Source organism: Arthrobacter humicola (assembly GCF_039531445.1).
Classification (GTDB): Bacteria; Actinomycetota; Actinomycetes; order Actinomycetales; family Micrococcaceae; genus Arthrobacter; species Arthrobacter humicola.
Window position 1 is genome coordinate 209,103 of record NZ_BAAAQB010000012.1, and the last position, 24,215, is coordinate 233,317.

The following is a 24,215-nucleotide window of genomic DNA, read 5'->3' on the forward strand; positions in this document are numbered from 1 at the left end:
GTAGCAGGGCCTCCGGTTGGGTGGCGACGGGTTCCGGGAAAGCACCGCCAGCCCGATCACCCAGACGACACTCATGGTCTTCTCAGGTGGGAGTTGAACCATGGAAACATGTACCTAGTCGACCCCAGAGCCTATGCACAGCGTTTACTGCATCCTGGCGCTTGGTTCCTCACGTCGATCCGCCGGCACCTCACCGCCGGAGAGCAGCGGCCCGCCCACTCCTGGCTCGACTATCTCGAGGCCGGCATCACCGGAACAGTCAGCACGGCCTACACGCGGCGCAGAGCCAAGGAACTCGAGCAGGCCTTCCGCAACGGCGAGGTCTCCTACGAGGACGCGTGCCTGGAAATGGAGCAACTCGACGGAGGGGTCTGAGCGGTGCCTGCGCCCGCCGGAGCCGGGGCCGCAAATAGGGGGAACCCCTGTCAGTGCGACTGACAGGGGTTCCTTGCCGTGCGGTAGCTACCGAATCGACCCGTGTCTATTCTGGATACCATGGCAAAGCGACATGCCGGAGACGCTACCTGGGAGCCGCAGTGACCCGCAGCCGCCACCGCCGGCCGACCTTGGAGACCGCACTCGGTGCGTCGGCTGTCCTCTGCGCTCTCGCTGCCTGCGCCCCGGCTGCCGACCACCGCTTGGCCCAAGCGAGCCCACGGCAGAGCACTGCCGCCCCGGCCCCATTCCAGACCCCTCGGAGGACGACGCCGGAACGCGTGGTGGTCATCGGCGATTCCCTCAGCACGGGGTTCGGCACCTCCCCGGAGGAAGCCTGGCCCCGCCAACTGGGCCAGGCGCTGCAGTCCGGGCAGCACCCGGTGGACATCATCAACGCGGCAAAAAACGGTGCGGGCTACCTTGCCGCCGGAGAGGGAGGGGAGACGTTCGGGTCGCAGATCGCCGCCACGCTCAATGCCTCGACAGACATCGTTGTGTTCTTTGGCTCGGACAACGATGCAGGCCAAGATCCGGCGGCCCTGAAAGCCGCCGTCGCGGACGCCCTTTCGACAAGCAAAACCCTGGCCCCCCACGCGGCCAGGATCGTCATCGGCCCCCTCACGGCCTTTGAGCCGGTGAAGGCGGATGTTGATGTAATCCGCGACCAGGAGAGGACAGTTGCCCTCGACGCAGGCGCAGAGTTTGTTGATCCGATCACGGAGCATTGGATAGCCGGGCCCAGCTCTCCACTCCTGGGGCCCGACCACGAACACCCCAGCAGCCAGGGACAACGATTCCTGAAAGGCATGATTCAAGGCATACTCGCGTCCCTGAAAACCCCGCCGCCGTGACTTCCCCTCCCGGAGCCCGTCGCCATTGAACGTCCGCATCCCGCCGATGCTGGTGCTTCCGCTGCCGGACTGTTGCGCACGAAGACGGCGGAACTGCTGGCAGACCTTGAAGCGTTGGGGCGCTCTCACACCTGGCCGCGCTAGGATGCACGTCATGAGCGCGTGCAGACGCTAGCCCCATCCGGGGGCTGGCGACAATGGAAAGGCATTCCATGATTCAGCACGCCATTGCTTCGCGCCTGTTCGCCATTTTTGGGCACCGCATTTGCTGCGGCGAAATCCCCGACTGGACCGCCCGTGTAGGCCAGGCCTGGGACACTTACGACGTGGCGCCATACAACCTCTACAACGTCATCTGGCGGGCTCAGAACTGGGTTCTGCAGAATTGTGAAAGCCGCGTCACCGATTCCTAAGCACCCAGGAACAGCCCCGGCTCCGGTAATCGGTCCGGGGCTTTCTGGTGCGCTCGTTCCGTTCCAAACAGCCGTCATCCGGTGCCGGCCCTCAGCGCCTACGGAGTTAGCTGACGCGGCGATACCGGATGTGCGTGGCCAGCCGTGAGTGAAGCACCTCAACGGGTTCGAAGCCGAAGGATTCAACCCCGTCGAAGATGCGCTCGCCCGAACCGAGCAGGACCGGTGCGATGTCGAGGGTGAGCTCGTCGATAACACCCGCGATCAGTGCCTGTCGGACGGTTGAGGCCCCGCCGGCGATGTCCACGCCCTTGTCCCCGGCGGCCTGGCACGCCGCAGAGTAGGCCGCGTCGAAGCCCTCGGTGACAAAGTGGAAGGTCGTCCCGCCGTCCATCTGGATCGGATCATGTCCGTGATGGGTCAGCACGAAGACCGGCGCGTGGTACGGCGGTTCGGCTCCCCACCACCCGGTCCATTCCTCATCCCAGTCCCCGCGGACCGGGCCGAACATGTTCCGACCCATTACATACGCGCCCCGCGGGCGCATGAGCCACTCGTTCGCGACTTTGTCGGCATGGTTGGCTCGCGGGTCGCCGATGTGCCAGCGGTGCAGCTCGAGCCCCCGCTTGCCCAGCGGGTTCTCGCGGCTCTGGTCCGGCCCGGCGACGAAGCCATCCAGCGAGATCGACATGTGACAGGTTGTGTCCGGCACCGCGAACCTCCTGAGTGATTGCTACCGGCATGCGGTCATGTGGGGATTCTGGGGATCGTAGCAGGTGATGGCATCCTCGCCAATGCCTCGGCGGGCTGGCCCCCGACGGTCTCCTCACGCGGTCGCACGGGCCGGTCTATAAGTGCGGCGTTACCGCGGCACTTTCCGGAAAAAGCAAAGGCCCCTGCTTCCCTTGTAAACAAAGGGAAGCAGGGGCCTTATTATCTGGCGGTGACGGTGGGATTTGAACCCACGTTGGCTTTGACACCAAACAACATTTCGAGTGTTGCACCTTCGGCCGCTCGGACACGTCACCAACCTGACTAGGGTACCGGAGCAAGGCGCCCATCCACAAAACGAGCCGCGACGGCACCCGAACAAACCCGTTGCCCGCGCGCGCCGCCCTTCCCCGCACACGGGCAGGGCACTAGATTCGGAAGCACCATGACTACTTCTCAAGGGCCCGCCACCGCGACCGCCTACTGGACCGTCGGCCCGGAACAGGGTGAGCTCCGCAGCGAGGAACTACCCGCCCCCGGACCCGGCGAGGCACTCGTCCGGACCCTGTACTCGGGCATCAGCAAGGGCACCGAGCTCGTCGTCCATCACGCCAGCGTCCCCGAGTGCGTCGCCGGGGCCATGGCCGCCCCCAACCAGGAGGGGGACTTCCCCTACCCCGTGAAGTTCGGCTACCTCACCGTCGGGGTGGTCGAGGCCGGCCCGGACGGCTGGGCGGGCAGAACCGTCTTCTGCCTCTACCCGCACCAGGACCGCTTCGTGGTCCCGGTTCAGTCACTGACCGTGATCCCCGACGGCGTCCCGTCCCGCCGTGCGGTACTCACCGGCACGGTGGAAACCGCCGTCAACGGCCTCTGGGAAGCCGGACCCCGTCTGGGGGACAGGGTTGCCGTGATCGGGGCCGGACTCGTCGGCGGAACGGTGGCCAGGCTCCTGGCCGGCTTTCCGCTGGCGCGGCTGCAGCTGATCGACGTCGACCCCGCCAAGCGCGCGTTCGCAGACGCCCTCGGCGTCGACTTCAGCCACCCCGACGACGCCCTCCCGGACTGCGACATCGTGATCCACTGCTCCGCCTCGCAGGAAGGCCTGGAGCGGAGCCTGCAGCTGGTGGGCGACGAGGGCGACATCATCGAAATGTCCTGGTACGCCGACCGGAGAATCAGCCTGCCGCTGGGCGAGGACTTCCACGCCCGCCGCCTGTCCATCCGGGCCAGCCAAGTGGGCAAGGTCGCGCGCGCCCGCCGGCACCGCCGCACCAACGCCGAGCGCCTCGCGCTTGCCGTGTCCCTGCTGCAGGACCCGGTCTTTGACGTCTTCCTCACCGGATCCTCGGAGTTCGCGGAGCTCCCCGACGTCGTCCAGCGACTTGCCGACGGAACCCTGGACGCCCTGTGCCACGTCATCGAATACCCGTCAGACGAAGCCCCGTCCACTGATCCATCCATCGCCCAGCCCATCGAAGCCACGAGGTAGCCCGTGTTCAGTCTGACCGTCCGCCGTAACTTCATGATCGCCCACAGCCTGCCCCGCGAAGTCTTCGGCCCCGCCCAGGGCCTGCACGGGGCCACGTTCGTCACCGAGGTGACCTTCCGTCGTCGTGAGCTCAATGACGACGCGATCGTGCTGGACATCGGCGCGGCGGGGGTCGTGGTGGATGAGGTCCTCGACGAGCTGAACTACAAGAACCTCGACGAGCACCCCGACTTCGCCGGCAAACTGAGCACCACTGAGGCCTTGGCCCGGTACATCGGCGACGGCGTCGCCGCGCAGATCCGCATCGGCAGGGACGGCCGCGCGCTCACCGGGCTGGACGTCACCCTGCGCGAGACCCCCGATGCCTGGGCCAGTTACTCGCTGGACTTCGACGCCAGCTAAGCAGATGCCGCCGGTCAGCCTGCGCATCCGGTTCGTGGTGCCCGGGAACGTCCGGCACAACTCCGGCGGTAACGTCTATAACGCCGAACTTGCCCGGGAACTTACCGCCCTGGGCGCGGACGTGGAGACGTGCCCGCTCGACGGCGACTGGCCAGGCGGCAGCGGCGCGGACCGGCGTCGCCTGGCCCGGCTGCTGCACGCGACGCCCGACGCCGGCGCCCCTGCTGAGTCGGGTCGCGCCACTTTGGGGTCAGACCCGACGGGCCCGACGCCTGGTTCCGTGACGCTGGTCGACAGCCTCCTCGCCTGCGGAGCGCCCGACGAACTGGAAACGGCCGCCGCCGCAGGCCAGCAGGTCTGGATCCTGCTGCACATGCCCCTGCCGGACCACCCGGAGCGTGAACACCGGGCCCTCCAGGCCGCGGCCGGGGTCATCTGCACGAGCGGTTCAGCCGCGGTGGACATCCGCGCCCGGCACGGCCTGGACGGCATCAGGGTGGCCCTCCCCGGCACCGCGCCCGCACCGTTGGCACCGGGCAGCCTGTCCGCCGGCTCCGGCGACCCGCACTTCATTGCCGTGGCCGCACTGCTGCCGAACAAGGACCAGGCGCTCCTGCTGGAAGCGCTATCACGGCTCACGGACCTGCCCTGGACGGCGTCCCTCATCGGCTCGGACGCCGCCGATCCGGCCTATGCCGCGCAACTCCGGGACACGGTACAACGGCTGGGCCTGGCCCGGAGGGTCAGCATCCCCGGCGAGCTCCGGGGCTCAGCGCTCGACGCCGAATGGGATGCGGCGGATCTCAGCCTGCTGATTTCCCGGGCCGAAACCTACGGCCTGGTGGTCACCGAATCACTGGCTCGCGGCATTCCCGTAGTGGTGCGCGAGGGCACCGGCGCCGTCGAAGCCCTCGCCGCCGGCACGCCACAAAACCTGCCGAGCAGCTCGGCTGGGAACCCGGCCGGCAGGCCGCCCGCCCCGCCGGTGCCGAACCTGCCGCTGTCGGGCGCCGCCGTCGGCCTTGGAACGGACCCCGCCCCGCTGACAGGCCTGCTGCGCCGCTGGCTGGGCGACCCCGCGCTCAGGCAACGCTGGCGGGACACGGCAGTCGCCGCACGCGGCCGGTTGCCCGGCTGGGACACCACCGCCCGTACCGTGCTGGGGTTCCTGGCGACGGAAACGGCAGAGGCCGGAAAAGCGGCCGGCAAACCCGACGGTGCGGGTTGATACCCCTTCTTGATACCGCTGACGGAGAAGCTGTTGGAGAATGAGCCCATGAGCACCCAGCCTGTGACGACGCACGCACCGTCGGTCAAAGAGCCCGTGGACATCCCGGAGCCGCAGAGCCTGACCCGGGAACGGCTCCGGGCCTGGGCCTGGCACCGGCAGGGCCTGGACGGCTCGCTGGCCGGCTCCACGGCGGAGCAGGTGCTCGCCCGGGCCGGCTGGGCCCGGTCCGTGGGCGGTGCCAATCCGTACCTCACCCTCTTCGCCCGCGCCGGCATCCGCCGCGAACAGGTGGACGCCGACGTCCTCGCCCACCGGATCCTCGAGCTCCCCGCCGCCCGCGGCTGCACCTACGTCCTGGGCCGTGACGACTTCGCCTGGGCGCTCCAGCTGGGCCGCGACGCGGCCGAATCGGCCTTCAAGGTGGTGGGCAGGCTCGGCGTGGACCGTGGCGAAGTCACGCTGCTGGAAGAGCAGGTGCTGCACACGCTCGCCGAAGCCGACAGGCCCCTGGATCCGCGGCAGCTCAAGGACGAGCTCGGCGATTCCGTCCGCAACCTCGGGGAAGAAGGCAAGAAAAAGGGCGCCACCACCACGCTGCCCACCGCGCTGGGGCTCCTGCAGTCGGACGGCAGGATCCGCCGGGTTCCCGCCAACGGGCGCCTGGACCAGCAGCACTACGCCTACGAGCCTTGGGGCCTGCCGGCCAGCAACTTTGACGACGACGCCGCCCGCACCGAGCTGATCCGCCGCTACCTGGGCTGGACCGGCGGCGCCACCTTCAAACAATCGCAGTGGTTCACAGCGTTCACCGTGGCGCAGACCAAGGCGGCGCTCGCCGCCGTCGGCGCCGTCGAGGTACCCACCGCCCAGACCTCACAGGACGCCGCCGGGGGAGACGCGCTGTGGATGCTGCCCGACGACGTCGGACTCCTCGCCGCCTTCGACGAACCCGCAGACGAACAGATCCAACTGCTCGCCGGAACGGATTCACTCTTCCTGCTGCGCCGCAACGCGGCGGACCTGCTCGCCGACGAAGACCAACACAAGCCGGCGCTGGAATCGCTCGCTCTGCAGGCGGACCTCCCGGACCACCCCATCCTGGACCGCGGCCGGATCATCGGGCTCTGGCAGTACGAACCGGCCAAGGAACGGATCGTGCCGTGGCTGTTCCACGGCCCCACGGCCGCCGTGACGCAGCGGATCGCCGAGGTGGAAGCTTGGATCCGCGAAGACCTCGGTGATTTCAGGGCCTTCAGCCTCGACTCGCCGGCCACCCGGCAAAAACGCATCGATGCGCTCGCAGCATCTGCAGAAGCCTCCGGGGCCGGGTAGCCGGAACGGATCAGGCGCGGTGTCCGGCGAAGAAGTCCCGCAGCAGCGCGGCGCATTCCTGCTCCCGGACGCCGGCATAAACTTCCACCCAGTGGTTGAGCCGGCGCTCGCGGAGGATGTCGAACACGGACCCCGCGGCCCCGGCCTTCTCATCCCAGGCCCCGAACACCACCCGCGGAATCCGGGCCAGGACGATCGCCCCCGCGCACATCGCACACGGCTCCAGCGTGACCACCAGGGTGCAGTCCTCCAGCCGCCAGCCGTCGTCGTCCCTGCCTTCCAGGGCCCGGCGCGCCCGCAACCGCGCGGCCGCCTCGCGGATGGCCACCATCTCGGCATGCGCCGTCGGGTCTCCCAGGGCCTCGCGTTCGTTCCGCCCCGCGCCCAGCACGGAACCGTCCGGTCCGATCACGACGGCGCCGATCGGCACGTCTGCGGTGGCCAGGGCATTCCGGGCCTCGGCCAGGGCAAGGCCCATCCATTGGTCATGGCGGGGCTCCGGAGAAGTCATGGGTCAATGATAGTTTCGATCCTAAGTATGCTGTTCAGCCGGGCTGTGCGGCCCGCGAGTTAAATTAGTCAAGTATCCGGGAGACGGCCGTGACCACCAGAACAGAGAACTGGCTGACGCAGCGCTGGGGCAAGTGGGTGGTGCCCTACGCGGCGCTGTGGATCACGATGCTGATCGGCGGCGTGGTGGTGGTGATCCTGGCACTGACCAGCGCCGAGGTCTACGACAACGTGGTGGACGACGCCGGCCTCGCGAACCTGGACAAGCCGGCACTGGCGTTCATGGAAAATTTGCGCAGCCCCGGCCTGGACGCCTTCATCACCGGGTTCACCAACATCGGCGGCGGCATCGGCATGCCCATCCTGGCCAGCATCCTGACCGCGATACTGATCTATACCTCCCGCAGTTGGCGGCCGCTGATCCTGATCGGCGGCGCCGCCGCCGTCTCCGTGACCGCCACGGCCCTGGGCAAGAAACTGATCGGCCGCGCCCGCCCGGACCACGCCGACGCCGTGCCGCCGTACGAAAACTCGCCATCGTTCCCGAGCGGGCACACGCTTAACACCACGGTGGTGATCGCGCTCGTGGTGTACCTGGCCTGCCTTCAGATCAAACGGACCAGCGCCCGGATCGCCCTGATCACCGCGGGGGCGATCTTCATCATCGCGATGGGCCTCAGCCGGGTCTATCTGGGCCACCACTGGATGACGGATGTGATCGTCGGGTGGGTGCTGGGACTGGCCTGGGTGGGGATTGTGATCCTGGCCCACCGGCTCTTCCATGTGCTGCGGCACCGCGAACACGCCGGCCCCGCGCCGACCTTTGAGCACCCCGCGCACCTGCACGAAGGCGCCGCCGGCGCCAGTGCCCGGGCAGGGACGGACGACGCCGATACTCCCGGCCCAGCGGGACGGTCCCCGGGATCCGGATGATAGTTTTGACCCATGCGCACTCTCGTTGTGGACCACCCGCTGGTCGCCCATAAGCTCACCGTTCTGCGGGACAAGAACACCCCGTCCCCGGTCTTCCGCCAGCTCACCGAAGAGCTTGTGACGCTCCTCGCCTACGAGGCCACGCGTGATGTCCGCACCGAACCGGTGACCATCGAGACGCCCGTCAGCACCACGATCGGCACCGCGTTCACCAAGCCCACCCCGCTGGTGGTCCCGATTCTGCGCGCCGGGCTCGGCATGCTCGAGGGCATGACCAAACTGGTCCCCACAGCGGAGGTCGGCTTCCTGGGCATGGCCCGCGACGAAGAGACCCTGGACATCATCACCTACGCCGAGCGGCTCCCGGAGGACCTCACGGACCGCCAGATCTTCGTCCTCGACCCCATGCTGGCCACCGGCGGAACCTTGCGCGAGGCCATCAAGTTCCTCTTCAAGCGCGGCGCCTCCGACGTTACCTGCATCTGCCTCCTGGCCGCCCCCGAGGGCCTGGCCAAGCTGGAAGAAGAGCTGTCCGAGGCCAACGTGACCATTGTCCTGGCCTCGATCGACGAGAAGCTCAACGAAAAGTCCTACATCGTGCCCGGCCTGGGCGACGCCGGAGACCGGCTCTACGGCATCGCCGGCTAGGGCCGGCTCCCCGCGGGGGATCCCTTCCGCAGTGCGGCGGCCCGCGTTAGCCTGTGCGCCATGGACTGGAAACTTGAACTCGTGTTTGTGCCCGTGTCCGACGTCGACCGGGCGAAGGATTTCTACGTCAACAAGGTGGGCTTCAACGCCGACTACGACGAACGCCCCATGGAAGGCATCCGGTTCGTCCAGTTGACGCCGCCGGGCTCCGGCTGCTCGATCGCGATCGGGGAGGGCCTCAACGACGCCCCGCCCGGCACGGCGCCGAGCCTCCAGCTCGTGGTGAGCGACATCCAGGCCGCGCACCGGCAGCTCAAGGACAACGGCGTGGACGTCAGCGACATCGACGTCCAGGACTGGGGACACTTCATCTACTTCGCCGACCCCGACGGCAACAAATGGGCCGTGCAATACATCCCCGGCCGGCCCAACGGCTGAGCCCGCCACATTGCGCCCGGTGACGCCTGCGCCCCCCGACCGCAGGGCCTAAGCCCGGGGGCATGCGGCAGGATGGAATCATGAGCCTTCCCTCCCGCCGCAGTGCCACGACCCTGACCGCCCGCGCCGTTCTGTTCGATATGGACGGCACACTGGTGGATTCCACCAGCATCGTGGAACAGGTATGGACCACCTTTGCCGGGCGTTACGGCCTCGACATCGCGGAGATCCTGCGTTCCTCCCACGGAGTCCAGGCGATGGATACGGTCCGCAGGTTCGCCCCGGCCGGCGCGGATATCCACGCCCTCGCGGCGGAACTGGGCCGGATGGAGCTGGCCGAGACCCGCGGCATTGTCCCGGTGCCGGGCTCGCTGGAGCTGCTCGCGAGCCTCCCGCCGGATGCCGTGGCGCTGGTGACGTCAGCGTCACGGGACCTGGCCGAGGTCCGGATGGCCGCCGCGGGGATCGGCATCCCGGCCGCCGCGGTCACCTCCGAGGACGTGGCCCGGGGCAAACCGCACCCCGAGGGATATCTCCGGGCAGCTGCCCTGCTGGGCGTGGACCCGGCCGACGCCGTGGTGTTCGAGGACGCCCCGGCGGGCATCGCGGCGGGAGTCGCCGCCGGCATCCGGACCGTGGCGGTGGGCCCGAACGCCGGCGAGCTGCCCGACGGCGTGCTCCACATCCCCGACTACTCCGAGGTTGCCGTGACCACGCACTTCACGGTCGCCGGCGTGCGCACCCTGTCCTTCAACTTCTAGGGCCCGCCCGCCGTCCGGACGCGGCCGCCTACCGCGCCAGCTGGTACACGCTGGTCCCGCCCACGGTCTGGGCGGTGAAATTGTCCTGCACCCACGCGGCAATCTGGGCGGCGTCATTGGATCCGCTTTCGCCCTGCATCATGCGTCCGGCGATGAAGTAGTGGATCTTGCCGTCGGCCACGTACTGCTGGAACTGTGCCAGCGTCGGCGCCGGGTCCGTGCCGTTGAACCCGCCGACGGCCATCACCGGCAACTGTGTGGCCAGCTGGTAGCCAGCGGCGTTGTTGGATCCGACGACGGCGGCAGCCCACGTGAACTTGCCGGCGTCCGTCTGCAGCGCGGTCACCAGGGCCGTCGGCGGCGTGCTGGCCCCCAGCAGGCCGCCCATGCCACCCGCCCCACCGGCCCCCGGGCCGCGGGCGGCACCCGTGAACGTGCCGTTGCCATTCCCCGCGGCTGGGCCGCCAAAGCCGGCGCCGCCGCCGAAGCCGGCGGCGGCGCCGAAGGCCACCGGCATCCCCGCCCCGCCCCGGCCGGACACGGCCGGTCCGGCGCTGACGATCGAGCCGCTGTGGGCGGTGGCCGCGGTGGACAGCGAGCACGCCAGCGGTCCGGCGAGGGCAGCGGCCACCGCGAGTGCCGCCGTCGTCCGCGCCATGACCCCGGACGCCTTCATGCCGGACGCTTTGACCCCAGTCCTCTGAAATCCGATCCTCTGAAATCCAAGCCGCTGAAATCCCGGGGCGGCGGCGGCCAGCACCAGGCAGGCCGCGGCGAGCGCGCCCAGGAGCGCCACCCAGCGCAGCCATGGCAGGAACGTCGCCGCGCGGCCCAGCAGCTCCGAGGCCATGGCCCCGGCCGCCACGATCGCCGCGGCGAGCACCGCCGCCGCCACGGGCTGGTCCCGCCGCTGCCACAGCAGGACGCCGCCGAGCCCGGCGAGCCCGGCGATCCCGGGGGCCAGCGCCACCATGTAATACGGGTGGATGATCCCGGCCATGAAACTGAACGTCAGGCCGGTGACCGCCACCCAGGAACCCCAGATGATCACCGAGGCCCGCACGGCGTCGGTGCGCGGCGCCCGGCGCCCCAGCCACAGCAGTCCCGCCCCGAGCAGCAGCACCGAGGGCAGCAGCCAGGCGATCTGGCCGCCAAATTCACTGTTGAAAAGCCGGAAGAGCCCCGGCGTGCCCCAGCCGTTGCTGCCGCCCACGCTCCCGGTTTCATCGCCGCTTAGCCGTCCCAGGCCGTTGTAGCCGAGGGTCAGTTCCAGGATCGAGTTGTTCTGCGACCCGCCGATGTAGGGGCGGTCCGCCGCCGGAATGAGCTCGACGGCGGCCAGCCACCACCCGGCCGCGGCGGCCATCGCCACACCCGCACCGAGCAGGTGAACGGTGCGCCTGCCCAGCCCGGCCGGCGCCGCGAGCAGGTAGGCGAGGGCGAAGCCGGGCACAACCAGCAGCACCTGCAGCTGCTTGGTGAGGAATCCGAAGCCCAGAAGGACCCCCGCAAACAGGAGCCAGCGCAGGCGCGCATCCTGGACGGAGCGCAGCACGGCGTAGGCGGCCGCGGTCATCAGGAGCACCAGCAGGGCATCGGGGTTGTTGAAGCGGAACATCAGCACCGCCACGGGGGTCAGCGCCATGACCGCACCGGCAAGGAGCCCTGCCCGGTGGGCCAATCGCGGATTGGCTGTGGCGGGGGCCGCGGCCCGGCGCACGGCCAGGTACACGAGCCAGACCGTGCCCACCCCCATGAGTGCCTGCGGCACGAGGATGCTCCACGAGCTGAGCCCGAAGAGCCGCACCGAGAGCCCCATTACCCACAGCGACGCCGGCGGCTTGTCCACGGTGATGGCGTTGGCGGCGTCGGAAGAGCCAAAGAACCAGGCCGTCCAGTCCTGCGACCCGGCCTGGGCCGCGGCGGAGTAAAAAGCGTTGGCCCAGCCGGAGGCGCCCAGGTTCCACAGGTCCAGCACGGCCGTGGCCACCAGCAGGGCCGCCAGTTCCAGCCGCGGCCGCCAGGCTCCGGGGCCGCGGCGTGCAGCGCCGGCCGCCCGGGGTGCCGGGGACTTCGGGAGCTGCTGGTGCGGCGGGACCTGCGGGAGGTTCGGGGCTTGCGGGCCCGCCTGTCCCGGCGCGCGGGCCGGCGTAGGGCCTGTCCTGGGGTTCAGGGTGTCAGTCATGGCGCCCTATGCCCCGAGCTTGTAGACGGTGGCGTTGCCCACGGTCTGGGCCTGGAAGTTGGCCTCGACCCACGCGGCGACCTCGGAGTTGCCGCCGCGGCCCCCGCCCATGCCGCCCATGCCGCCGGAAATGAAGTAGCCGATCTCGCCGCGGTCCACCATCGCCTGGAACTGCGCGAGCGTCGGGTAGGGGTCTCCGCCGTTCCAGCCGCCCAGCGCGATCACGCTGGTGCCCGTGGCGAGTTCCAGGCTCGCGGCCTGGGTGGCGCCGGAGACAATCGCGGACCACTTGGCACCGGAGGACTTCAGCAGGGTCGTCAGCTCGGCCGAGGCCGTTTCCTCGCCGGGTCCGCCGAGCGCCCCCGGCGCGCCGCTGGTGTCGGCGTTCGCGCGGTCGCCGAATGCCCTGCCTGCCGTCCCGAAGCCGCCGCCCATCGCGGACGCGGTGGGCCCGGACGTGGGAATCGAACCGGAGTGCGGCTGGGCCACCGTTGCCAGCGTCCATGCGGTGCTGCCGAGTCCGCCTGCGAGCAGGGAGAGAACCACGACGCCGGCCGTGGCGGCCTTGCGGAACCGGGCCGGAAGCCCCGCGAGGCTGTCCACCCGCAGGAGCAACGCCGCGGCCGCCAGGACGCCCAGGACCACGACGGTCACCCGGAGCCCGGGAAGCCAGGACGGGTCGCGGCCAAGGAGCACGGCGGACCAGACCGCGGTGGCCAGTACCGTCACGGCCAGGACAATCCGTGCGGGCCAGTAGGCCCGGCCCCGCCACAGTTCCACGGAGCCGATGCCCGCCAGGGCTGCGACCGCGGGGGCCAGCGCCACGGCGTAGTACGGGTGCACGGTGCCGCTCATGAAGCTGAAGATCCCGGCCGTCACCACCAGCCAGCCGCCCCACAGCAGGAGCGCCGCACGGGTCCTTGAGGTCCGGGTCTCGCGCCGGGTGAACCACAGCCCCGCAGCCAGCAGGATCAGGGCCGCCGGCAGGAGCCAGGACACCTCGCCGCCGAAACTGGTCCCGAACATCCGGGCGATCCCGGCCGCGCCACCGAAGCCGACGTTACCGTTGCCGCCCGGGCCTCCGGCGTTGCCGCCCATGTTGCCCCCGCCGGGCATGCCTCCGCCGGACCCGGTGATCCGGCCCAGGCCGTTGTACCCGAACGTGAGTTCCAGGAAGCTGTTGGTCTCCGAACCGGCCATGTACGGCCGGGCCGAGGCCGGGGTCAGTTGGAACAGGACAATGTAGCTTCCGGCCACGACGGCGATCCCCGCGGCTGCGGCCAGCAGGTGCAGGAGCCGGCGGCCCAGGGTGGTGGGCGCCGCCCACAGGTAGGCCAGAGCCAGTCCCGGCACAATCAGGAAGCCCTGCAGCATCTTGGACAGGAACGCCAGGCCGATCACCGCGCCGGCTCCGGCGAGCCATTTCCAGCCGGCCTTCTCGATGGCGCGGGTGGTGAGGTAGGCGGCCAGCACCAGGCACAGGGTGAGCATGGCGTCCGGGTTGTTGAACCGGAACATGAGGGCGGCCACAGGGGTCAGCGCCAAGGCGCCGCCGGCCATCAGGCCCGCGGCCGGCCCGGCCACCCGCTTGACGGTCAGGTAGAGAAGCCCGACGGCGGCCACTCCCATCAGTGCCTGCGGAATGAGCATGCTCAGTGCCGAGAAGCCGAAGATCCGCCCGGCGAGGGCCGGGATCCACAGGGCGGCCGGCGGCTTGTCCACAGTGATGGCGTTCCCGGCGTCGAGGGAGCCGAAGAGCAGCGCGGTCCAGTCCTTGGTCCCGGCCTGGATCGCCGCGGCGTAGAAGGAATTGGCGTAGCCGGTGGCTTCCAGGTTCCAGAGGTACAACACGGCGGTGATGGCCAGGAGCAGAGCTGCCGAGGGCCGCACCCAGCGGGGCTGCGGTCCGAACATCAGGTGTTCCCGGCGGTTCCGGGATGCGGGCGGGCGGGATGCGGGCGGCTGTGGCGCCGTCCCGCCTGCCTCGGGTGCCGAGGCAGGGGAATCCTGGACTGCCGGCGTGCCGGCGGGGGAGCCCGCCTGGGCTCCGGCGGTGGGGCTGATGGTTGACGTCATTTACTGGGCCGTTTCTGTGCGGGGAAGGAAGCATCGGTGGCAGCTGGCGCCGGAGCAGTGCCTGTGGTGGTGGCGGGCACGGCAGGAGTGCCGGTGCGGCCGGGAACTGCGGTGGCGGGCCGGTGACGGAACACCACCAGACGGAAGAGCAGGAATTTGACGGCCGTGGCGGCGAGGTTGGCGGCCGTGACCGTGACCAGTTCAAGCCAGCGGTCCGGTGCCCCTCCTGACGCGTTGTGAACCACGGCGAGGGCGCCCGAGGTCAGGGCCAGGCCGATCCCGAAGACCAGCAGGCCCTCGAAGTGGTGGCGTGCCGCCTGGCTGCTGCCCTGGATGCCGAACGTGAAACGCCGGTTGGCCGCGGTATTGGCCACGGCGGTAGTGAGCAGCGCGAGGAAATTTGCCAGTTGCGGGTCCATGATCCCGCGGCAGAGCAGGAAAATCACCAGGTATGCCAGAGTGGAGGCCACCCCGATGCTGCCGAAGCGGACGAGCTGTCCAAAGAGGCTTCCGCCGGGACTTTGTTCCTGGGCCCGCGAGGAAGCAGGAAGCGGTCCGCGGGCGAGGGCGGCGCGCAGCTCGGGAACCGGGATCCGGCCCGAGACCAGGTCCCGGCTCAACCGTGCCATGCCGCGCAGGTCCGCGATGGCGGTCTGGACGATGTCCACGCTCGAATCCGGGTCATCGGTCCAGTCCACCGGGACTTCGTGGACGCGCAGGCCGCACTTTTCGGCCAGGACCAGCAGCTCGGTGTCGAAGAACCAGGCGTTGTCCAAAGTGTGCGGGAGCAGTTGCCGGGCCACATCCGCCCGGATCGCCTTGAAGCCGCACTGGGCGTCGCTGAAATGGGCGCCCATGAAGGACTGAAGCAGGAAGTTGTAGCTGCGCGAGATGAATTCCCGCTTCGGCCCGCGGACCACCCGCGAGTTGCGGGTCAGCCGGGTCCCGATCGCGAGGTCGGAGTGCCCCGAAATGAGCGGGGCAAGGAGGGGGCCGAGCGCCGCCAGATCGGTGGAAAGGTCCACGTCCATGTATGCCAGGACCGGCGACGGCGAGGCAAGCCAGACCTTGCGCAGCGCATTTCCGCGGCCTTTTTCGGCCATATGGACCACGTTCACCTCGCGGAGCTCACGGGCTACGCGTTCCGCCGTCTTGAGTGTTCCGTCGGTGCTGGCATTGTCCGCCACCGTGATCCGGAAGGAGTGCGGGAAGGAGCCCAGAAGATAGGCGTGGAGCCGGCGCAGGCACGCCTCGAGGTCCCGCTCCTCGTTGAAGACCGGGATGGTGACGTCCAGCAGCGGCTCGCTGGTGCGCGTGTCAATAGCTGAGCGCCGGCCGCCCGGGCTGGTGAGCGGCCCGCCGAACCGGGCCTGGGCGGGCGCGTCGGCCACGGCGAGCCCGGAAAGTGCGGCGGGTGCTGCCGGACCGGCCGGCGTCGCGGTGGAGTGTGGCAGGGTTCCTGAGGCCTGGTCTGTGAACGTCATGGCTCAACTGTCCCGGCGGTCCATATGAGGGCTTTAGGGTCAAGCTGTGCGGGGGCTGTGGAAGTCCGCCGGCGACGCACGGAGTCGTCTGCAATGCCCGTGCTGCCGGAGCTCCGGACAGATAACCGGGGGCGGTGCCCACAACGCGGTGGTGGTGCACTGCCCCCGGTTAGTCCGTCAGGGAGCCAGCAGAGGACAAACGTTCGCTGCAGTGCCCGGTCCGCTGAACCTCCTCAGCTCCGAGTTGTCCAGGTTGAGGGCGTAGTTGACGTTGCCGGTGGTCAGGTACAGGCCGTCCGGCGAGGGGAGCAGCAGTAGATTCCTGCCCGTGGAGACTACCTCAACGCTGTCGCTGAGGAATGTGTAGCGGCTGGTACCGGTGATCACGTAGTTGAGGGTCTTGCCGTTGGCCGTCAGCGTGATTTTCAGTCCTGGCGACGTACTGATGACAGTGCCGGCAGGCGTCGCGATGTTCTTGAACTTGCCGGTGAGCTGCGCCGTGACCGGAAAGCCACAATTATCCAATGTGAACGTGGCTGGATCGGCGGGCTGCGGAGGTCCCGACGGCACCGCCCCGGCCGGTCCGGCGCCGACAAAGAGTGCGGCCGCGAGGACCGCCGGAATAGCCCATTTTTTCATGTTGTGCTCCTGAAATTTGATTCCGTGCCCTGGAGCGGGCACCCCGCGTACTTGGTGAATGGAGGCAGCGGTGCCCAAGCCTCCCGCCCCGACCTTGAGAAAACCTTGTTCTCCGAAATACGCGAAGGCCCCGGATCACGATGGATCCGGGGCCTCATGGGCGCTGCTGGCTGGTGCCGGCTTAGTACCAGTTGTGGGACAGGTGGAAGTTCAGGGCGCCGCAGGGGGAGCCGTAGCGCGACTTGACGTAGTTCAGGCCCCAGTTGATCTGGGTCCGGTAGTTGGTCATGTAGTCCGCGCCGGCGCTCGCCATCTTCGAGGCGGGCAGGGACTGGACCACACCGTAGGCGCCGCTGCTGGCGTTCGTGGCCGTCGTCTTCCAGTCCGATTCCTTCGTCCAGAGCTTCTGCAGGCACTGCATCTGGCCGGGTGCCCAGCCATAGCTGCCCAGCTGGGCCGCGGCGTAGGCCTGTGCCCCGGCGGGGTCGTCGATGGCGACCGGCGCCGGTGCCGGCGCGGGAGCCGCTGCGGGAACGGGGGCTGCTGCGGGAGCGGGCGCCGGTGCTGCCGCCGGGGCCGGCGCGGCCGGGGCAGCAGCGGCAGCGGCAGCGGGTGCCGGTGCTTCGGCCGGCTTGACCTCCGAGATCTGAGGTACCGCGCCGCTGGGTGCTGCAGCTGCCGGCGCGGCGACCTGGACCCGTTCAAAGTTCAGCTTGGCTAGGGGATCGGCCGTGGTGGCCGTTTGGGAGCTCGCAACAGTCGCCCCGTAGCTGCCGGGCTCTGCGGCCTGGCTGGCGGCGGCGCCGCCTGCCACGAGTACTGCGCAGGCGGCGGTGACGACGGCGGCGCGGCGTCCGGTGATGCCGAGCCCGGTGGCCAGTCGCGACAGGGCGGACGCCTGCGGGGCCGGTGCGGCACGGTGGCGCGACTTGCCGGCGCGGGAATGTGAAACGCCGTCAGGGCGCGTTTGTACCTGGAATTCAGTCATGATGGCCTCTCAACGCCTGCGGAGTTAGCTGTCGGGTTCGGATGAGGTCATCCGGCCGCACGGAATATCACGTGTCGGCTTCACCCCAAGGGCGCATGTGTGCAGAATGCCCGGGAACTCTGGGTCCCCCGCCTCTGCCTGGTCCAGCGGAATCCGGGAAGCGGCAGAGTTTGGCGTCCATCCGGATATGCGGCACAAATGGAGGCCGCACTCGAAAAACGGTACAGGACTCCTGGGCTTAAGTCACATTTGGGTAACGGCGGTCACAGGGGCGGCGTGTCGCGTTGCGCGAGATTCCCCGCGCGGGTGCCGGCAGCCGACCCTGTAGCCCCGGCGCCGGTTACGCCGACGGCGGTACGGCCGGGAGCCGTACAGCGAACTCCGTCCGGCCCGGTCGGGACGTGACCTCGACGGTCCCCCCGTGGGCCTCCACGATCGACTGGACAATGGACAAGCCCAGCCCGCTGGTGCCCTCGGACGTCGGTGCGCCCGCCGTGGCATATCCGCTCCCGTTGCTGCCGGCTGCACCCCCGGACCTGCCGGAAACAGAGCCGGAAAGAGGAGCGGTAGAAGAGCCGGGAGCGATGCGGGCAGCGGACCCGGACCGGGCCCCCGCCGTCGCTGGCGCAGGGCTGCCTGCGGAGCTGGCTGCCGGATTGGTGCGCGACGCGTCAGCCCGCGCGAAGCGGGCGAAGACTCGGCCGACGAATTCGGGGGCGATGCCGCTGCCGTTGTCCGTCACAGTGACCACGGCGCTGCCGTCCGCCGAACGCATGACGCCCGTGACCACCTTGGTCCCCGGTGCCGTGTGCTTGCGCGCATTGGACAGGAGATTGGCGAGGACCTGGTGGAGTTGGGCCGCATCGCCGCGCACCACCACCGGCTCATCCGGCAGTTCCAGCTGCCAGATCCGGTCCGGGGCCATGACCTTCTCATCGCTCACGGTCTCGACGGCCAGTTGGGTGAGGTCGACGTCGGCGACCTTGAGCGGCTGCCCCTCGTCCAGGCGCGCCAGCAGCAGCAGGTCCTCCACCAGGGTGGTCATCCGCTCGGACTGGCTTTGGACGCGGGCCAGGGACTTCTCGCCGTCGGGCGTGAAGTGCTCGGTCATCCGCATCAGCTCCGTGTAACCGCGGATGGCCGTGAGCGGAGTGCGGAGTTCGTGCGAGGCATCGGCGACGAACTGCCGCACCTTCATTTCGCTCTCCTGCCGCGCCTCAAGGGCGTTGGAGACGTTGTCCAGCATCTGGTTCAGCGCGTAGCCCACGCTGCCCACTTCGGTGCCGGGGTGGGCGGCCGACGCCGGGACACGCACCCCGAGCGCCACCTCGCCGGCGTCGAGCGGCAGGCGGGAGACCTTGGTGGCCACCTCGGAAAGCTGCTCCAGCGGCTTCATGGTCCGCCGGATGACCGCCGTGCCGGCGAGGCCGATCAGCACCAGCCCGCCTGCGGACACGACCACCATGGTCCACACCAGCGAGGCCAGGGTGTCCTGCTTTTCCGCCAGCGGGAGCCCGGTGACAATCACGTCGCCATACGGTGCACGCACGGCCATGAGCCGGTACGCGCCGGCCGAGAGCGTCCGGTCCACCGGCACACCGTTCGGGGCCAGGGTGAGGAGGACGGCGTTGTCGTCGGGGGAGAGGCTCTTGCGGGTGGCGTCCCCGGCCAGGAATCCGGCGCTGCTGACCTCGCCGTCCGCCAAGCGGGCGTTGAGCGTTCCGACGCCCTGCCCCCGGGCCTCGAGGGGGTCGGGGCGGCCGCCCGAGCTGCCGGGCACGGGCCGGCCGAACTCGCTGGAGCGGTGCGATGCTTCGCCGAGCTGGTCATCGAGCTGCCGGGTCAGGAAGAGGTCCATGGAGGCGTAGCTGAACAATCCCACAGCGCCGCAGATGGCCACGAGCAGCCCCATGGCAACGAGGACCAGCCGGGTGCGCAAATGCCACGTGGACGGGTTGCGCCAGTCACGCCCGGGGACGCGGGTGACGCCGGAAAGGGTGGGCACGGATCAGTCCGCCGGCTTCAGGACGTAGCCGGCGCCGCGCACCGTGTGGATCATGGGCGCGTGGTTGGCGTCCACCTTCTTGCGGAGGTACGAGATGTAGAGTTCCACGATGTTCGCCTGGCCGCCGAAGTCATAGTCCCAGACCCGGTCCAGGATCTGGGCCTTGCTGATCACCCGCTTGGGGTTCTCCATGAGGTACCGCAGCAGTTCGAACTGCGTAGCGGTCAGATGCAGCTCCTCGCCGGCCCGGGTGACTTCACGGGTATCGACATTGAGCACAAGGTCACCCACCACGAGTTCGGCGGTGTCCATGGCGGCCACCCCGGAGCGCTGGACCAGCCGATGCAGGCGCAGCAAGACCTCTTCCATGCTGAACGGCTTCGTGACGTAGTCATCGCCGCCGGCCGCCAGGCCGGTGATGCGGTCCTGGACGGCGTCCTTGGCGGTGAGGAACAACGCTGGAACCTCCGGCGCGAACGCGCGGATCCGGCTGAGCAGCTCGACGCCGTCGAACCCGGGAAGCATCACATCCAGCACCAGCACGTCGGGGCGGAACTCCTTGGCAAGCCGGACCGCGCTGGGCCCGTCGGCCGCCACGGCCACGGACCAGCCGGCCATCCGCAGGCCCATGCTCATGAGCTCGGAGAGGCTGGGCTCATCGTCCACCACCAGCGCGCGGATGGGGGAGCCGTCCGGATGCGTGAGCTGGGGAAGGTTGTTGGTCATGGAGTGCGAAGTGGCCATGGGACAACTCTCCGATCTGCCGGTTAGGCGGGGCTTTGGGGACCCTGTGCGGCACCTGTGAATCCCAGCCTAGCGAGCTGAACGCCTTTCCGGGCCCCGTCCGGGCTGCCTCGGAAGAACTGTGGGTAGCAGCCCGGCCGTCTGGTCCGCCGGAGGGTCACAGGCGCGGCTGTCGGCCCGCACAGCGCAGGCACAGGATCGCTCAGCACTCTGGAGTGAACATCGATCCGCATCCTGAAGGAGAAGCACCATGAGCGGTCAGCATCCCGGAGCCGGTTCCGGCCCAGTCCCTGAACCCACGGCACCCGCGCCCGTTACGACGCCTCAGGGAGTCGGGCCTCAAGCGGCCTGGCAGCACGACGCCCCGCCGTACGACGCCTCGCAGAGCCAGGCCGGTCAGCGCGGCGACGGCACTCCCCCCGGCTGGGGCGCGCCCTCCGCCGATTCGACAGCTCCGGCCTCGGCCCCGGTCTGGGGCATGCCCGGTCAGGAACTGCCGTCCCCTCCAGCTGCCGGGTGGGGTGCCCCCGGAACCGGATCCAAAAACGCCTCAGCGGCCAAGCCCTGGACGCTCAAGCGGGGCCTCGCCGTCGCCGGGGCGGCAGCAGTCCTGGCGGTCGGCGCCGGGGCGGGCGTCTACGCCCTTACCTCAAGTTCTGCGGCATCCGCTGGCACGGCGGGCGGGGTAGGCGGCGCCCAGGGCCCCGGCGCCCAGGGTTTCGCCCCGGGCATGCCGGGATCCGCACAGGGCGGAGCCGCGGGCGGCGGAATGTCCGGGCAGGGTGGTCCCGGCAACTTCGCGGCCGGTGGAATGGGCGGGCTGAACTCAGCCGTGCATGCCGAATACGTCGTGCTGCAGGGAAGCGACTACGTCACCATGGCCGAGCAGATGGGGACGGTGAGCGCGGTCAGTTCGTCCTCCGTCACGGTCAAGAGCAGCGACGGCTTCACCCGCAGCTATGCACTGGGCAGTGACGTGGTGGTGAGCAATCTGCAACAGCGGCGCCAGCAGGCTGGCGGCGGCTCGGGCACGCAGCTGAGCGTGACGGACATCGTCGCCGGCGGGACGGTGCGGATCGTAGCGGCCAAAGATGGCTCCGGCTACTCTGCAACGTCCGTCATGGTGGTGGCGGCGACCTCCACCGGTCAGTCCAACTGACCCCGCTGGGGCGCCCAGTGTTGCCGGGTCCGGCGGGCCCGGCAGCACGCCCACTCTGTGGACGGCGACGGCGGGGACGCCGGGTTTTGCCGATTCGACCTGCTGTGAACGATTTCCGCAGTTCAGCGACTCTCATCGAACATAATTCGGAGTGAAGCGCTTGCCGACCGCCGAGTCAAAAAAACACCTGTTATTTTATTACGCCGACCAAATTGTGATTTGCACTACACTTGCGGAATTCGTCTCACTATGTGGAACCTGCGGTCCATTGTTACTTGCACGTTCGCATTGTTACGTTGCACACTTCAATTGTGAACAAGAACTCAACAGCACCTGCAGCTGCAGCTTCCTGGGTCAGCACACCCGCTGGTACCGAGATGCGCTGTTGTCGAATGCACGCCTAACTTTTACACCCCAAGAGTTTCTAGGCATTCGCCCCCCAGCCCAGAGTCGGGCGCCCCTCCCCAGTTTTCATTGCGGGGAAAGTAGCATTCGAGCCGCGATGACGGCCATTCACATTGAGGTAAGCATTCCATGTCAGTTGCATCCGGATACGTCCACATCTCCGTCCGTAACGCCAGCAAGGCCGGCCAGACCTCCGGGATCCGCCAGGGCTTTGGTGGCCGCTCCGCATTCGCACCCGCTGGTTCGGCCGGCACCTTCCCGGCCCCCGGATATGCAGCCCAGGGCTACAACCCTGACTCCTACGGTCAGCTCCGCGCCGTTCCGCCCGCCCCGGCCACTGCGCCCACTCCCGTGATCGCTCCGGGTGCCGGCAGCGCGGTCCGTCCTGCTCCCAGTGACAACGTCGCCCGCGGCTTCGTGCTGTACATGGGGATCGACGAGGAAACTGCGGCCGCCGCCGGCACCTCGATCGCCAAGCTTGCCCAGGAGATCCGGGCCTACGCCCAGTCCCTTGTTGCCGGCGCCGAAAGCTACGCCGCCGTCGCCGTCGCGCCGGCCAGCGCCCCGGGTTCCGCCCTCGACGTCGTCCGTTCGACGTTCGGCGACCCCACCGCCGCTGCCCGCCAGCGTACCGAGACCGCCCGCCTGCAGCAGCCGCAGGATCCGCGGCCGTCCGGTGTGCTGATCGATCTGGCCCGCCGTGAGGTGCACCTCGACGGCGAATCCCTGAACCTGACGTTCAAGGAATTCGAGCTCCTGAACTACCTTGTGGAGAACGGCACCCGCACCGTAGGCCGCGACGAGCTCCTCGAAGGCCTGTGGCGGAACGCCGAAGAGGTCCCCAACGAGCGGACCATCGACGTCCACATCCGCCGCCTGCGTTCCAAGCTCGGACGCCTGGCCAACACAGTCCGCACCGTCCGCGGCCAGGGCTACCGCTTCTACGAGCACCCCGAGGTCGTCGTCTGGGCCGCTCCGGAATACTCGATCTAGCCTTGGCTGCACGCAAAGCGTCCGTTCCTCCTACTACGGGGACGGGCGCTTTCGCTTTCGCGGCACGATCCCTCGGCGCCTGCCGCATTAGGATTGGGGCATGAGCGCGCATCACATCAAACGGCTGGTGATCATGAGGCACGCCAAGTCCGACTGGCCCGGCGGGGTGGCCGATCACGAACGGCCGCTCGAAGAGCGCGGCCACAGGGATGCTCCCGTCGCCGGAAAGTGGCTGCTCAAACACGACGTGGTCCCCGACTTCATCCTCTGCTCCAGCGCGCTCCGGACCCGCCAGACCTGCACCTGGGTGTGCCACGCGCTAGGTGACAAAGCGCCGACGCCGAAGCTTGAGGACGACCTGTACGCCGCGTCCGCCTCGCGCATGCTGGCGGTGATCAACCACGTTCCGGATACCGTGAACACGCTCATGGTGATTTCGCACATGCCCGGTGTCCAGGACCTTGCCATGCACCTGGCGTCCCGGGATTCCGATCACGATGCGTACATGGACGCGGCCACCCGATATCCGACGAGCGGGCTGACCGTGCTGGAAACGGAGAAGTCGTGGGCCGAACTGGACGGGCAGGACGCGCGGCTCACCCATTTCAAGGTTCCGCGCGCAAAATAACCGCCCGGCTGCCCGGGCGATGATTCCGGATTCCATAGCTACCGGCTGCATTCTGCGGTTTACTGTTCCTGTTTGCTGATGTGGTTTTTCCAATGGTTTTGGGGCAGGTAAGGCAACCTCAGAGAAAAGGTGGATCAACGTGGATTCAGGGCAGCTCATAGGAATTATCATCGGCATCGTTGTGGTGCTGGCGATTGTCGCGGTCGCAGTCATGGTCAGCCGCAGGCGCAAGGTCGCCGCGGACCGGAATCGCGCTGCTGAAATGCGTGAACAGGCCAAAGCCGACGAGCTCACGGCGCGGGAACGCGAGGCCAAGGCGACGCGGGCCGAGGCGGACGCGCAGCAGGCCGAGCTTGAGGCCGAACGCCTGCGGCAGGAAGCCCGCAGCCGCCAGGAAGAAGCCGAAAAAGTCCGCTCCGGCGCGCAGGAGCAACTGCGCAAGGCCGACGAACTGGACCCCGACGTCGTCACGTCCGAGCACGACGATGCGGCAGCCGAGACCCCCACCCGGCGGAGTCTGCGGTCCGAGCCGGTCTCCGGTGAACCAGGGGCCGGCGAGCCGGTTCCCGGCGCGCGCGTTTCCGGTGAAGAGCGCAACCCGGACGACGTGACGCAAGCCGACACGGCCCAAACCCACACCACGGATACCAACCCGCCGGACGACAGGCCGCGAAACCTCTGAGCCCGGAATCAGGAACCCAAATTCCCGCGCCCGGAATTCCAAGGCCGGAATCCTGCGCCGGCCGCGG

At 68.9% G+C, this 24,215-nt stretch carries 24 protein-coding genes, 1 tRNA gene and 1 riboswitch; of the genes, 15 read left to right on the plus strand and 10 right to left on the minus strand.

What is annotated here, in order from left to right:
- Positions 1-108 precede the first annotated feature (108 nt).
- From ABD243_RS05390 to ABD243_RS05400, 3 genes are all read left to right on the plus strand, one after another.
- Complete coding sequence (locus ABD243_RS05390; RefSeq protein WP_344362929.1) at positions 109-375, plus strand: hypothetical protein; 267 nt, start codon at positions 109-111, stop codon at positions 373-375.
- Positions 376-536: 161 nt separating this feature from the next.
- Positions 537-1,289 carry an SGNH/GDSL hydrolase family protein gene (locus ABD243_RS05395; RefSeq protein WP_344362932.1) on the plus strand — a complete coding sequence of 251 codons (753 nt, stop codon included), beginning with the start codon at positions 537-539 and terminating at the stop codon, positions 1,287-1,289.
- Between the two features lie 212 nt (positions 1,290-1,501).
- Complete coding sequence (locus ABD243_RS05400) at positions 1,502-1,702, plus strand: hypothetical protein (protein ID WP_344362934.1); 201 nt, start codon at positions 1,502-1,504, stop codon at positions 1,700-1,702.
- Positions 1,703-1,808: 106 nt separating this feature from the next.
- Here ABD243_RS05400 and ABD243_RS05405 read toward each other — a convergent pair whose 3' ends face one another.
- Positions 1,809-2,393 carry a dihydrofolate reductase family protein gene (locus ABD243_RS05405; protein WP_344362937.1) on the minus strand — a complete coding sequence of 195 codons (585 nt, stop codon included), beginning with the start codon at positions 2,391-2,393 and terminating at the stop codon, positions 1,809-1,811.
- Positions 2,394-2,640: 247 nt separating this feature from the next.
- Positions 2,641-2,730, minus strand: a tRNA-Ser gene (locus ABD243_RS05410).
- Positions 2,731-2,858: 128 nt separating this feature from the next.
- On the opposite strand from ABD243_RS05410, the gene ABD243_RS05415 reads away from it, so the two are divergent.
- From ABD243_RS05415 to ABD243_RS05430, 4 genes are read left to right on the plus strand one after another with little or no spacing between them, the layout of a single operon-like run.
- Positions 2,859-3,905 carry a dehydrogenase gene (locus ABD243_RS05415; RefSeq protein ID WP_344362939.1) on the plus strand — a complete coding sequence of 349 codons (1,047 nt, stop codon included), beginning with the start codon at positions 2,859-2,861 and terminating at the stop codon, positions 3,903-3,905.
- 3 nt (positions 3,906-3,908) lie between these two features.
- Complete coding sequence (locus ABD243_RS05420; protein WP_116768385.1) at positions 3,909-4,307, plus strand: 6-pyruvoyl trahydropterin synthase family protein; 399 nt, start codon at positions 3,909-3,911, stop codon at positions 4,305-4,307.
- Between the two features lie 4 nt (positions 4,308-4,311).
- The gene (locus tag ABD243_RS05425) at positions 4,312-5,535 is read left to right on the plus strand and encodes a glycosyltransferase family 4 protein (protein WP_344362945.1); all 1,224 of its coding nucleotides are present in this window, start codon (positions 4,312-4,314) and stop codon (positions 5,533-5,535) included.
- Between the two features lie 48 nt (positions 5,536-5,583).
- On the plus strand, positions 5,584-6,870 hold the full coding sequence (locus ABD243_RS05430) for a DNA glycosylase AlkZ-like family protein (protein WP_344362947.1): 1,287 nt from the start codon (positions 5,584-5,586) through the stop codon (positions 6,868-6,870).
- A 10-nt stretch (positions 6,871-6,880) separates the two neighbouring features.
- Here the strand turns inward: ABD243_RS05430 and ABD243_RS05435 are convergent, their stop codons facing one another.
- Entirely contained in the window at positions 6,881-7,381 is a 501-nt protein-coding gene (locus ABD243_RS05435) for a nucleoside deaminase (protein WP_344362950.1), read from the minus strand.
- Positions 7,382-7,470: 89 nt separating this feature from the next.
- On the opposite strand from ABD243_RS05435, the gene ABD243_RS05440 reads away from it, so the two are divergent.
- The 4 genes from ABD243_RS05440 (at position 7,471) to ABD243_RS05455 (ending at position 10,160) form a co-directional block, all read left to right on the plus strand.
- Entirely contained in the window at positions 7,471-8,313 is an 843-nt protein-coding gene (locus ABD243_RS05440) for a phosphatase PAP2 family protein (protein ID WP_344362952.1), read from the plus strand.
- A 12-nt stretch (positions 8,314-8,325) separates the two neighbouring features.
- Positions 8,326-8,961, plus strand: coding sequence for a uracil phosphoribosyltransferase (upp, locus tag ABD243_RS05445; protein WP_091255877.1), 636 nt, complete (start codon positions 8,326-8,328; stop codon positions 8,959-8,961).
- A 60-nt stretch (positions 8,962-9,021) separates the two neighbouring features.
- The gene (locus tag ABD243_RS05450) at positions 9,022-9,399 is read left to right on the plus strand and encodes a VOC family protein (protein WP_116768382.1); all 378 of its coding nucleotides are present in this window, start codon (positions 9,022-9,024) and stop codon (positions 9,397-9,399) included.
- A gap of 80 nt (positions 9,400-9,479) precedes the next feature.
- The gene (locus ABD243_RS05455) at positions 9,480-10,160 is read left to right on the plus strand and encodes an HAD-IA family hydrolase (protein ID WP_344362956.1); all 681 of its coding nucleotides are present in this window, start codon (positions 9,480-9,482) and stop codon (positions 10,158-10,160) included.
- Between the two features lie 28 nt (positions 10,161-10,188).
- Here ABD243_RS05455 and ABD243_RS05460 read toward each other — a convergent pair whose 3' ends face one another.
- The 7 genes from ABD243_RS05460 to ABD243_RS05490 all read right to left on the minus strand — a co-directional run bounded on the left by ABD243_RS05460 (position 10,189) and on the right by ABD243_RS05490 (position 20,281).
- Positions 10,189-12,345, minus strand: coding sequence for an ArnT family glycosyltransferase (locus ABD243_RS05460; protein WP_344362959.1), 2,157 nt, complete (start codon positions 12,343-12,345; stop codon positions 10,189-10,191).
- A 6-nt stretch (positions 12,346-12,351) separates the two neighbouring features.
- Positions 12,352-14,421: a glycosyltransferase family 39 protein gene (locus ABD243_RS05465; RefSeq protein WP_344362962.1), complete on the minus strand. Its 2,070-nt coding sequence runs from the start codon at positions 14,419-14,421 to the stop codon at positions 12,352-12,354.
- Positions 14,418-15,905: a bifunctional glycosyltransferase family 2/GtrA family protein gene (locus ABD243_RS05470; protein ID WP_344362965.1), complete on the minus strand. Its 1,488-nt coding sequence runs from the start codon at positions 15,903-15,905 to the stop codon at positions 14,418-14,420. The genes ABD243_RS05465 and ABD243_RS05470 overlap by 4 nt, the downstream gene beginning before the upstream one ends.
- Positions 15,906-16,082: 177 nt before the next feature.
- On the minus strand, positions 16,083-16,544 hold the full coding sequence (locus ABD243_RS05475) for a hypothetical protein (RefSeq protein WP_344362967.1): 462 nt from the start codon (positions 16,542-16,544) through the stop codon (positions 16,083-16,085).
- 181 nt (positions 16,545-16,725) lie between these two features.
- On the minus strand, positions 16,726-17,532 hold the full coding sequence (locus tag ABD243_RS05480) for an aggregation-promoting factor C-terminal-like domain-containing protein (protein WP_344362969.1): 807 nt from the start codon (positions 17,530-17,532) through the stop codon (positions 16,726-16,728).
- Positions 17,532-17,691: riboswitch (cyclic di-AMP (ydaO/yuaA leader) on the minus strand. Its footprint overlaps the gene before it by 1 nt.
- Positions 17,692-17,872: 181 nt before the next feature.
- Positions 17,873-19,537, minus strand: coding sequence for a sensor histidine kinase (locus ABD243_RS05485; protein ID WP_344362972.1), 1,665 nt, complete (start codon positions 19,535-19,537; stop codon positions 17,873-17,875).
- A 3-nt stretch (positions 19,538-19,540) separates the two neighbouring features.
- Positions 19,541-20,281, minus strand: a complete 741-nt coding sequence (locus ABD243_RS05490) for a response regulator transcription factor (protein WP_116768375.1) — start codon at positions 20,279-20,281, stop codon at positions 19,541-19,543.
- A gap of 250 nt (positions 20,282-20,531) precedes the next feature.
- Between ABD243_RS05490 and ABD243_RS05495 the strand changes: the two genes are divergently transcribed.
- From ABD243_RS05495 to ABD243_RS05510, 4 genes are all read left to right on the plus strand, one after another.
- Positions 20,532-21,440, plus strand: a complete 909-nt coding sequence (locus tag ABD243_RS05495; RefSeq protein ID WP_344362976.1) for a hypothetical protein — start codon at positions 20,532-20,534, stop codon at positions 21,438-21,440.
- Between the two features lie 534 nt (positions 21,441-21,974).
- Positions 21,975-22,838 carry a winged helix-turn-helix domain-containing protein gene (locus tag ABD243_RS05500; protein ID WP_091255892.1) on the plus strand — a complete coding sequence of 288 codons (864 nt, stop codon included), beginning with the start codon at positions 21,975-21,977 and terminating at the stop codon, positions 22,836-22,838.
- A 100-nt stretch (positions 22,839-22,938) separates the two neighbouring features.
- A complete protein-coding gene (locus ABD243_RS05505; protein ID WP_344362979.1) occupies positions 22,939-23,466 on the plus strand; it encodes a SixA phosphatase family protein in 528 nt (175 codons plus the stop codon).
- A 139-nt stretch (positions 23,467-23,605) separates the two neighbouring features.
- Entirely contained in the window at positions 23,606-24,148 is a 543-nt protein-coding gene (locus tag ABD243_RS05510; RefSeq protein WP_344362981.1) for a hypothetical protein, read from the plus strand.
- The last annotated feature ends 67 nt before the right edge of the window (positions 24,149-24,215 follow it).

Bases quoted from the DNA above. Each gene is read 5' to 3' on its own strand.
- ABD243_RS05460 (WP_344362959.1), bottom strand. From the start codon at position 12,345: ATGACTGACACCCTGAACCCCAGGACAGGCCCTACGCCGGCCCGCGCG.
- ABD243_RS05425 (WP_344362945.1), top strand. From the start codon at position 4,312: ATGCCGCCGGTCAGCCTGCGCATCCGGTTCGTGGTGCCCGGGAACGTC.
- ABD243_RS05455 (WP_344362956.1), top strand. From the start codon at position 9,480: ATGAGCCTTCCCTCCCGCCGCAGTGCCACGACCCTGACCGCCCGCGCC.
- ABD243_RS05415 (WP_344362939.1), top strand. From the start codon at position 2,859: ATGACTACTTCTCAAGGGCCCGCCACCGCGACCGCCTACTGGACCGTC.
- ABD243_RS05500 (WP_091255892.1), top strand. From the start codon at position 21,975: ATGTCAGTTGCATCCGGATACGTCCACATCTCCGTCCGTAACGCCAGC.
- ABD243_RS05490 (WP_116768375.1), bottom strand. From the start codon at position 20,281: ATGGCCACTTCGCACTCCATGACCAACAACCTTCCCCAGCTCACGCAT.
- ABD243_RS05495 (WP_344362976.1), top strand. From the start codon at position 20,532: ATGAGCGGTCAGCATCCCGGAGCCGGTTCCGGCCCAGTCCCTGAACCC.
- ABD243_RS05390 (WP_344362929.1), top strand. From the start codon at position 109: ATGTACCTAGTCGACCCCAGAGCCTATGCACAGCGTTTACTGCATCCT.
- ABD243_RS05480 (WP_344362969.1), bottom strand. From the start codon at position 17,532: ATGACTGAATTCCAGGTACAAACGCGCCCTGACGGCGTTTCACATTCC.
- upp (WP_091255877.1), top strand. From the start codon at position 8,326: ATGCGCACTCTCGTTGTGGACCACCCGCTGGTCGCCCATAAGCTCACC.
- ABD243_RS05405 (WP_344362937.1), bottom strand. From the start codon at position 2,393: ATGTCGATCTCGCTGGATGGCTTCGTCGCCGGGCCGGACCAGAGCCGC.
- ABD243_RS05475 (WP_344362967.1), bottom strand. From the start codon at position 16,544: ATGAAAAAATGGGCTATTCCGGCGGTCCTCGCGGCCGCACTCTTTGTC.
- ABD243_RS05430 (WP_344362947.1), top strand. From the start codon at position 5,584: ATGAGCACCCAGCCTGTGACGACGCACGCACCGTCGGTCAAAGAGCCC.
- ABD243_RS05470 (WP_344362965.1), bottom strand. From the start codon at position 15,905: ATGACGTTCACAGACCAGGCCTCAGGAACCCTGCCACACTCCACCGCG.
- ABD243_RS05505 (WP_344362979.1), top strand. From the start codon at position 22,939: ATGAGCGCGCATCACATCAAACGGCTGGTGATCATGAGGCACGCCAAG.
- ABD243_RS05400 (WP_344362934.1), top strand. From the start codon at position 1,502: ATGATTCAGCACGCCATTGCTTCGCGCCTGTTCGCCATTTTTGGGCAC.
- ABD243_RS05465 (WP_344362962.1), bottom strand. From the start codon at position 14,421: ATGACGTCAACCATCAGCCCCACCGCCGGAGCCCAGGCGGGCTCCCCC.
- ABD243_RS05450 (WP_116768382.1), top strand. From the start codon at position 9,022: ATGGACTGGAAACTTGAACTCGTGTTTGTGCCCGTGTCCGACGTCGAC.
- ABD243_RS05435 (WP_344362950.1), bottom strand. From the start codon at position 7,381: ATGACTTCTCCGGAGCCCCGCCATGACCAATGGATGGGCCTTGCCCTG.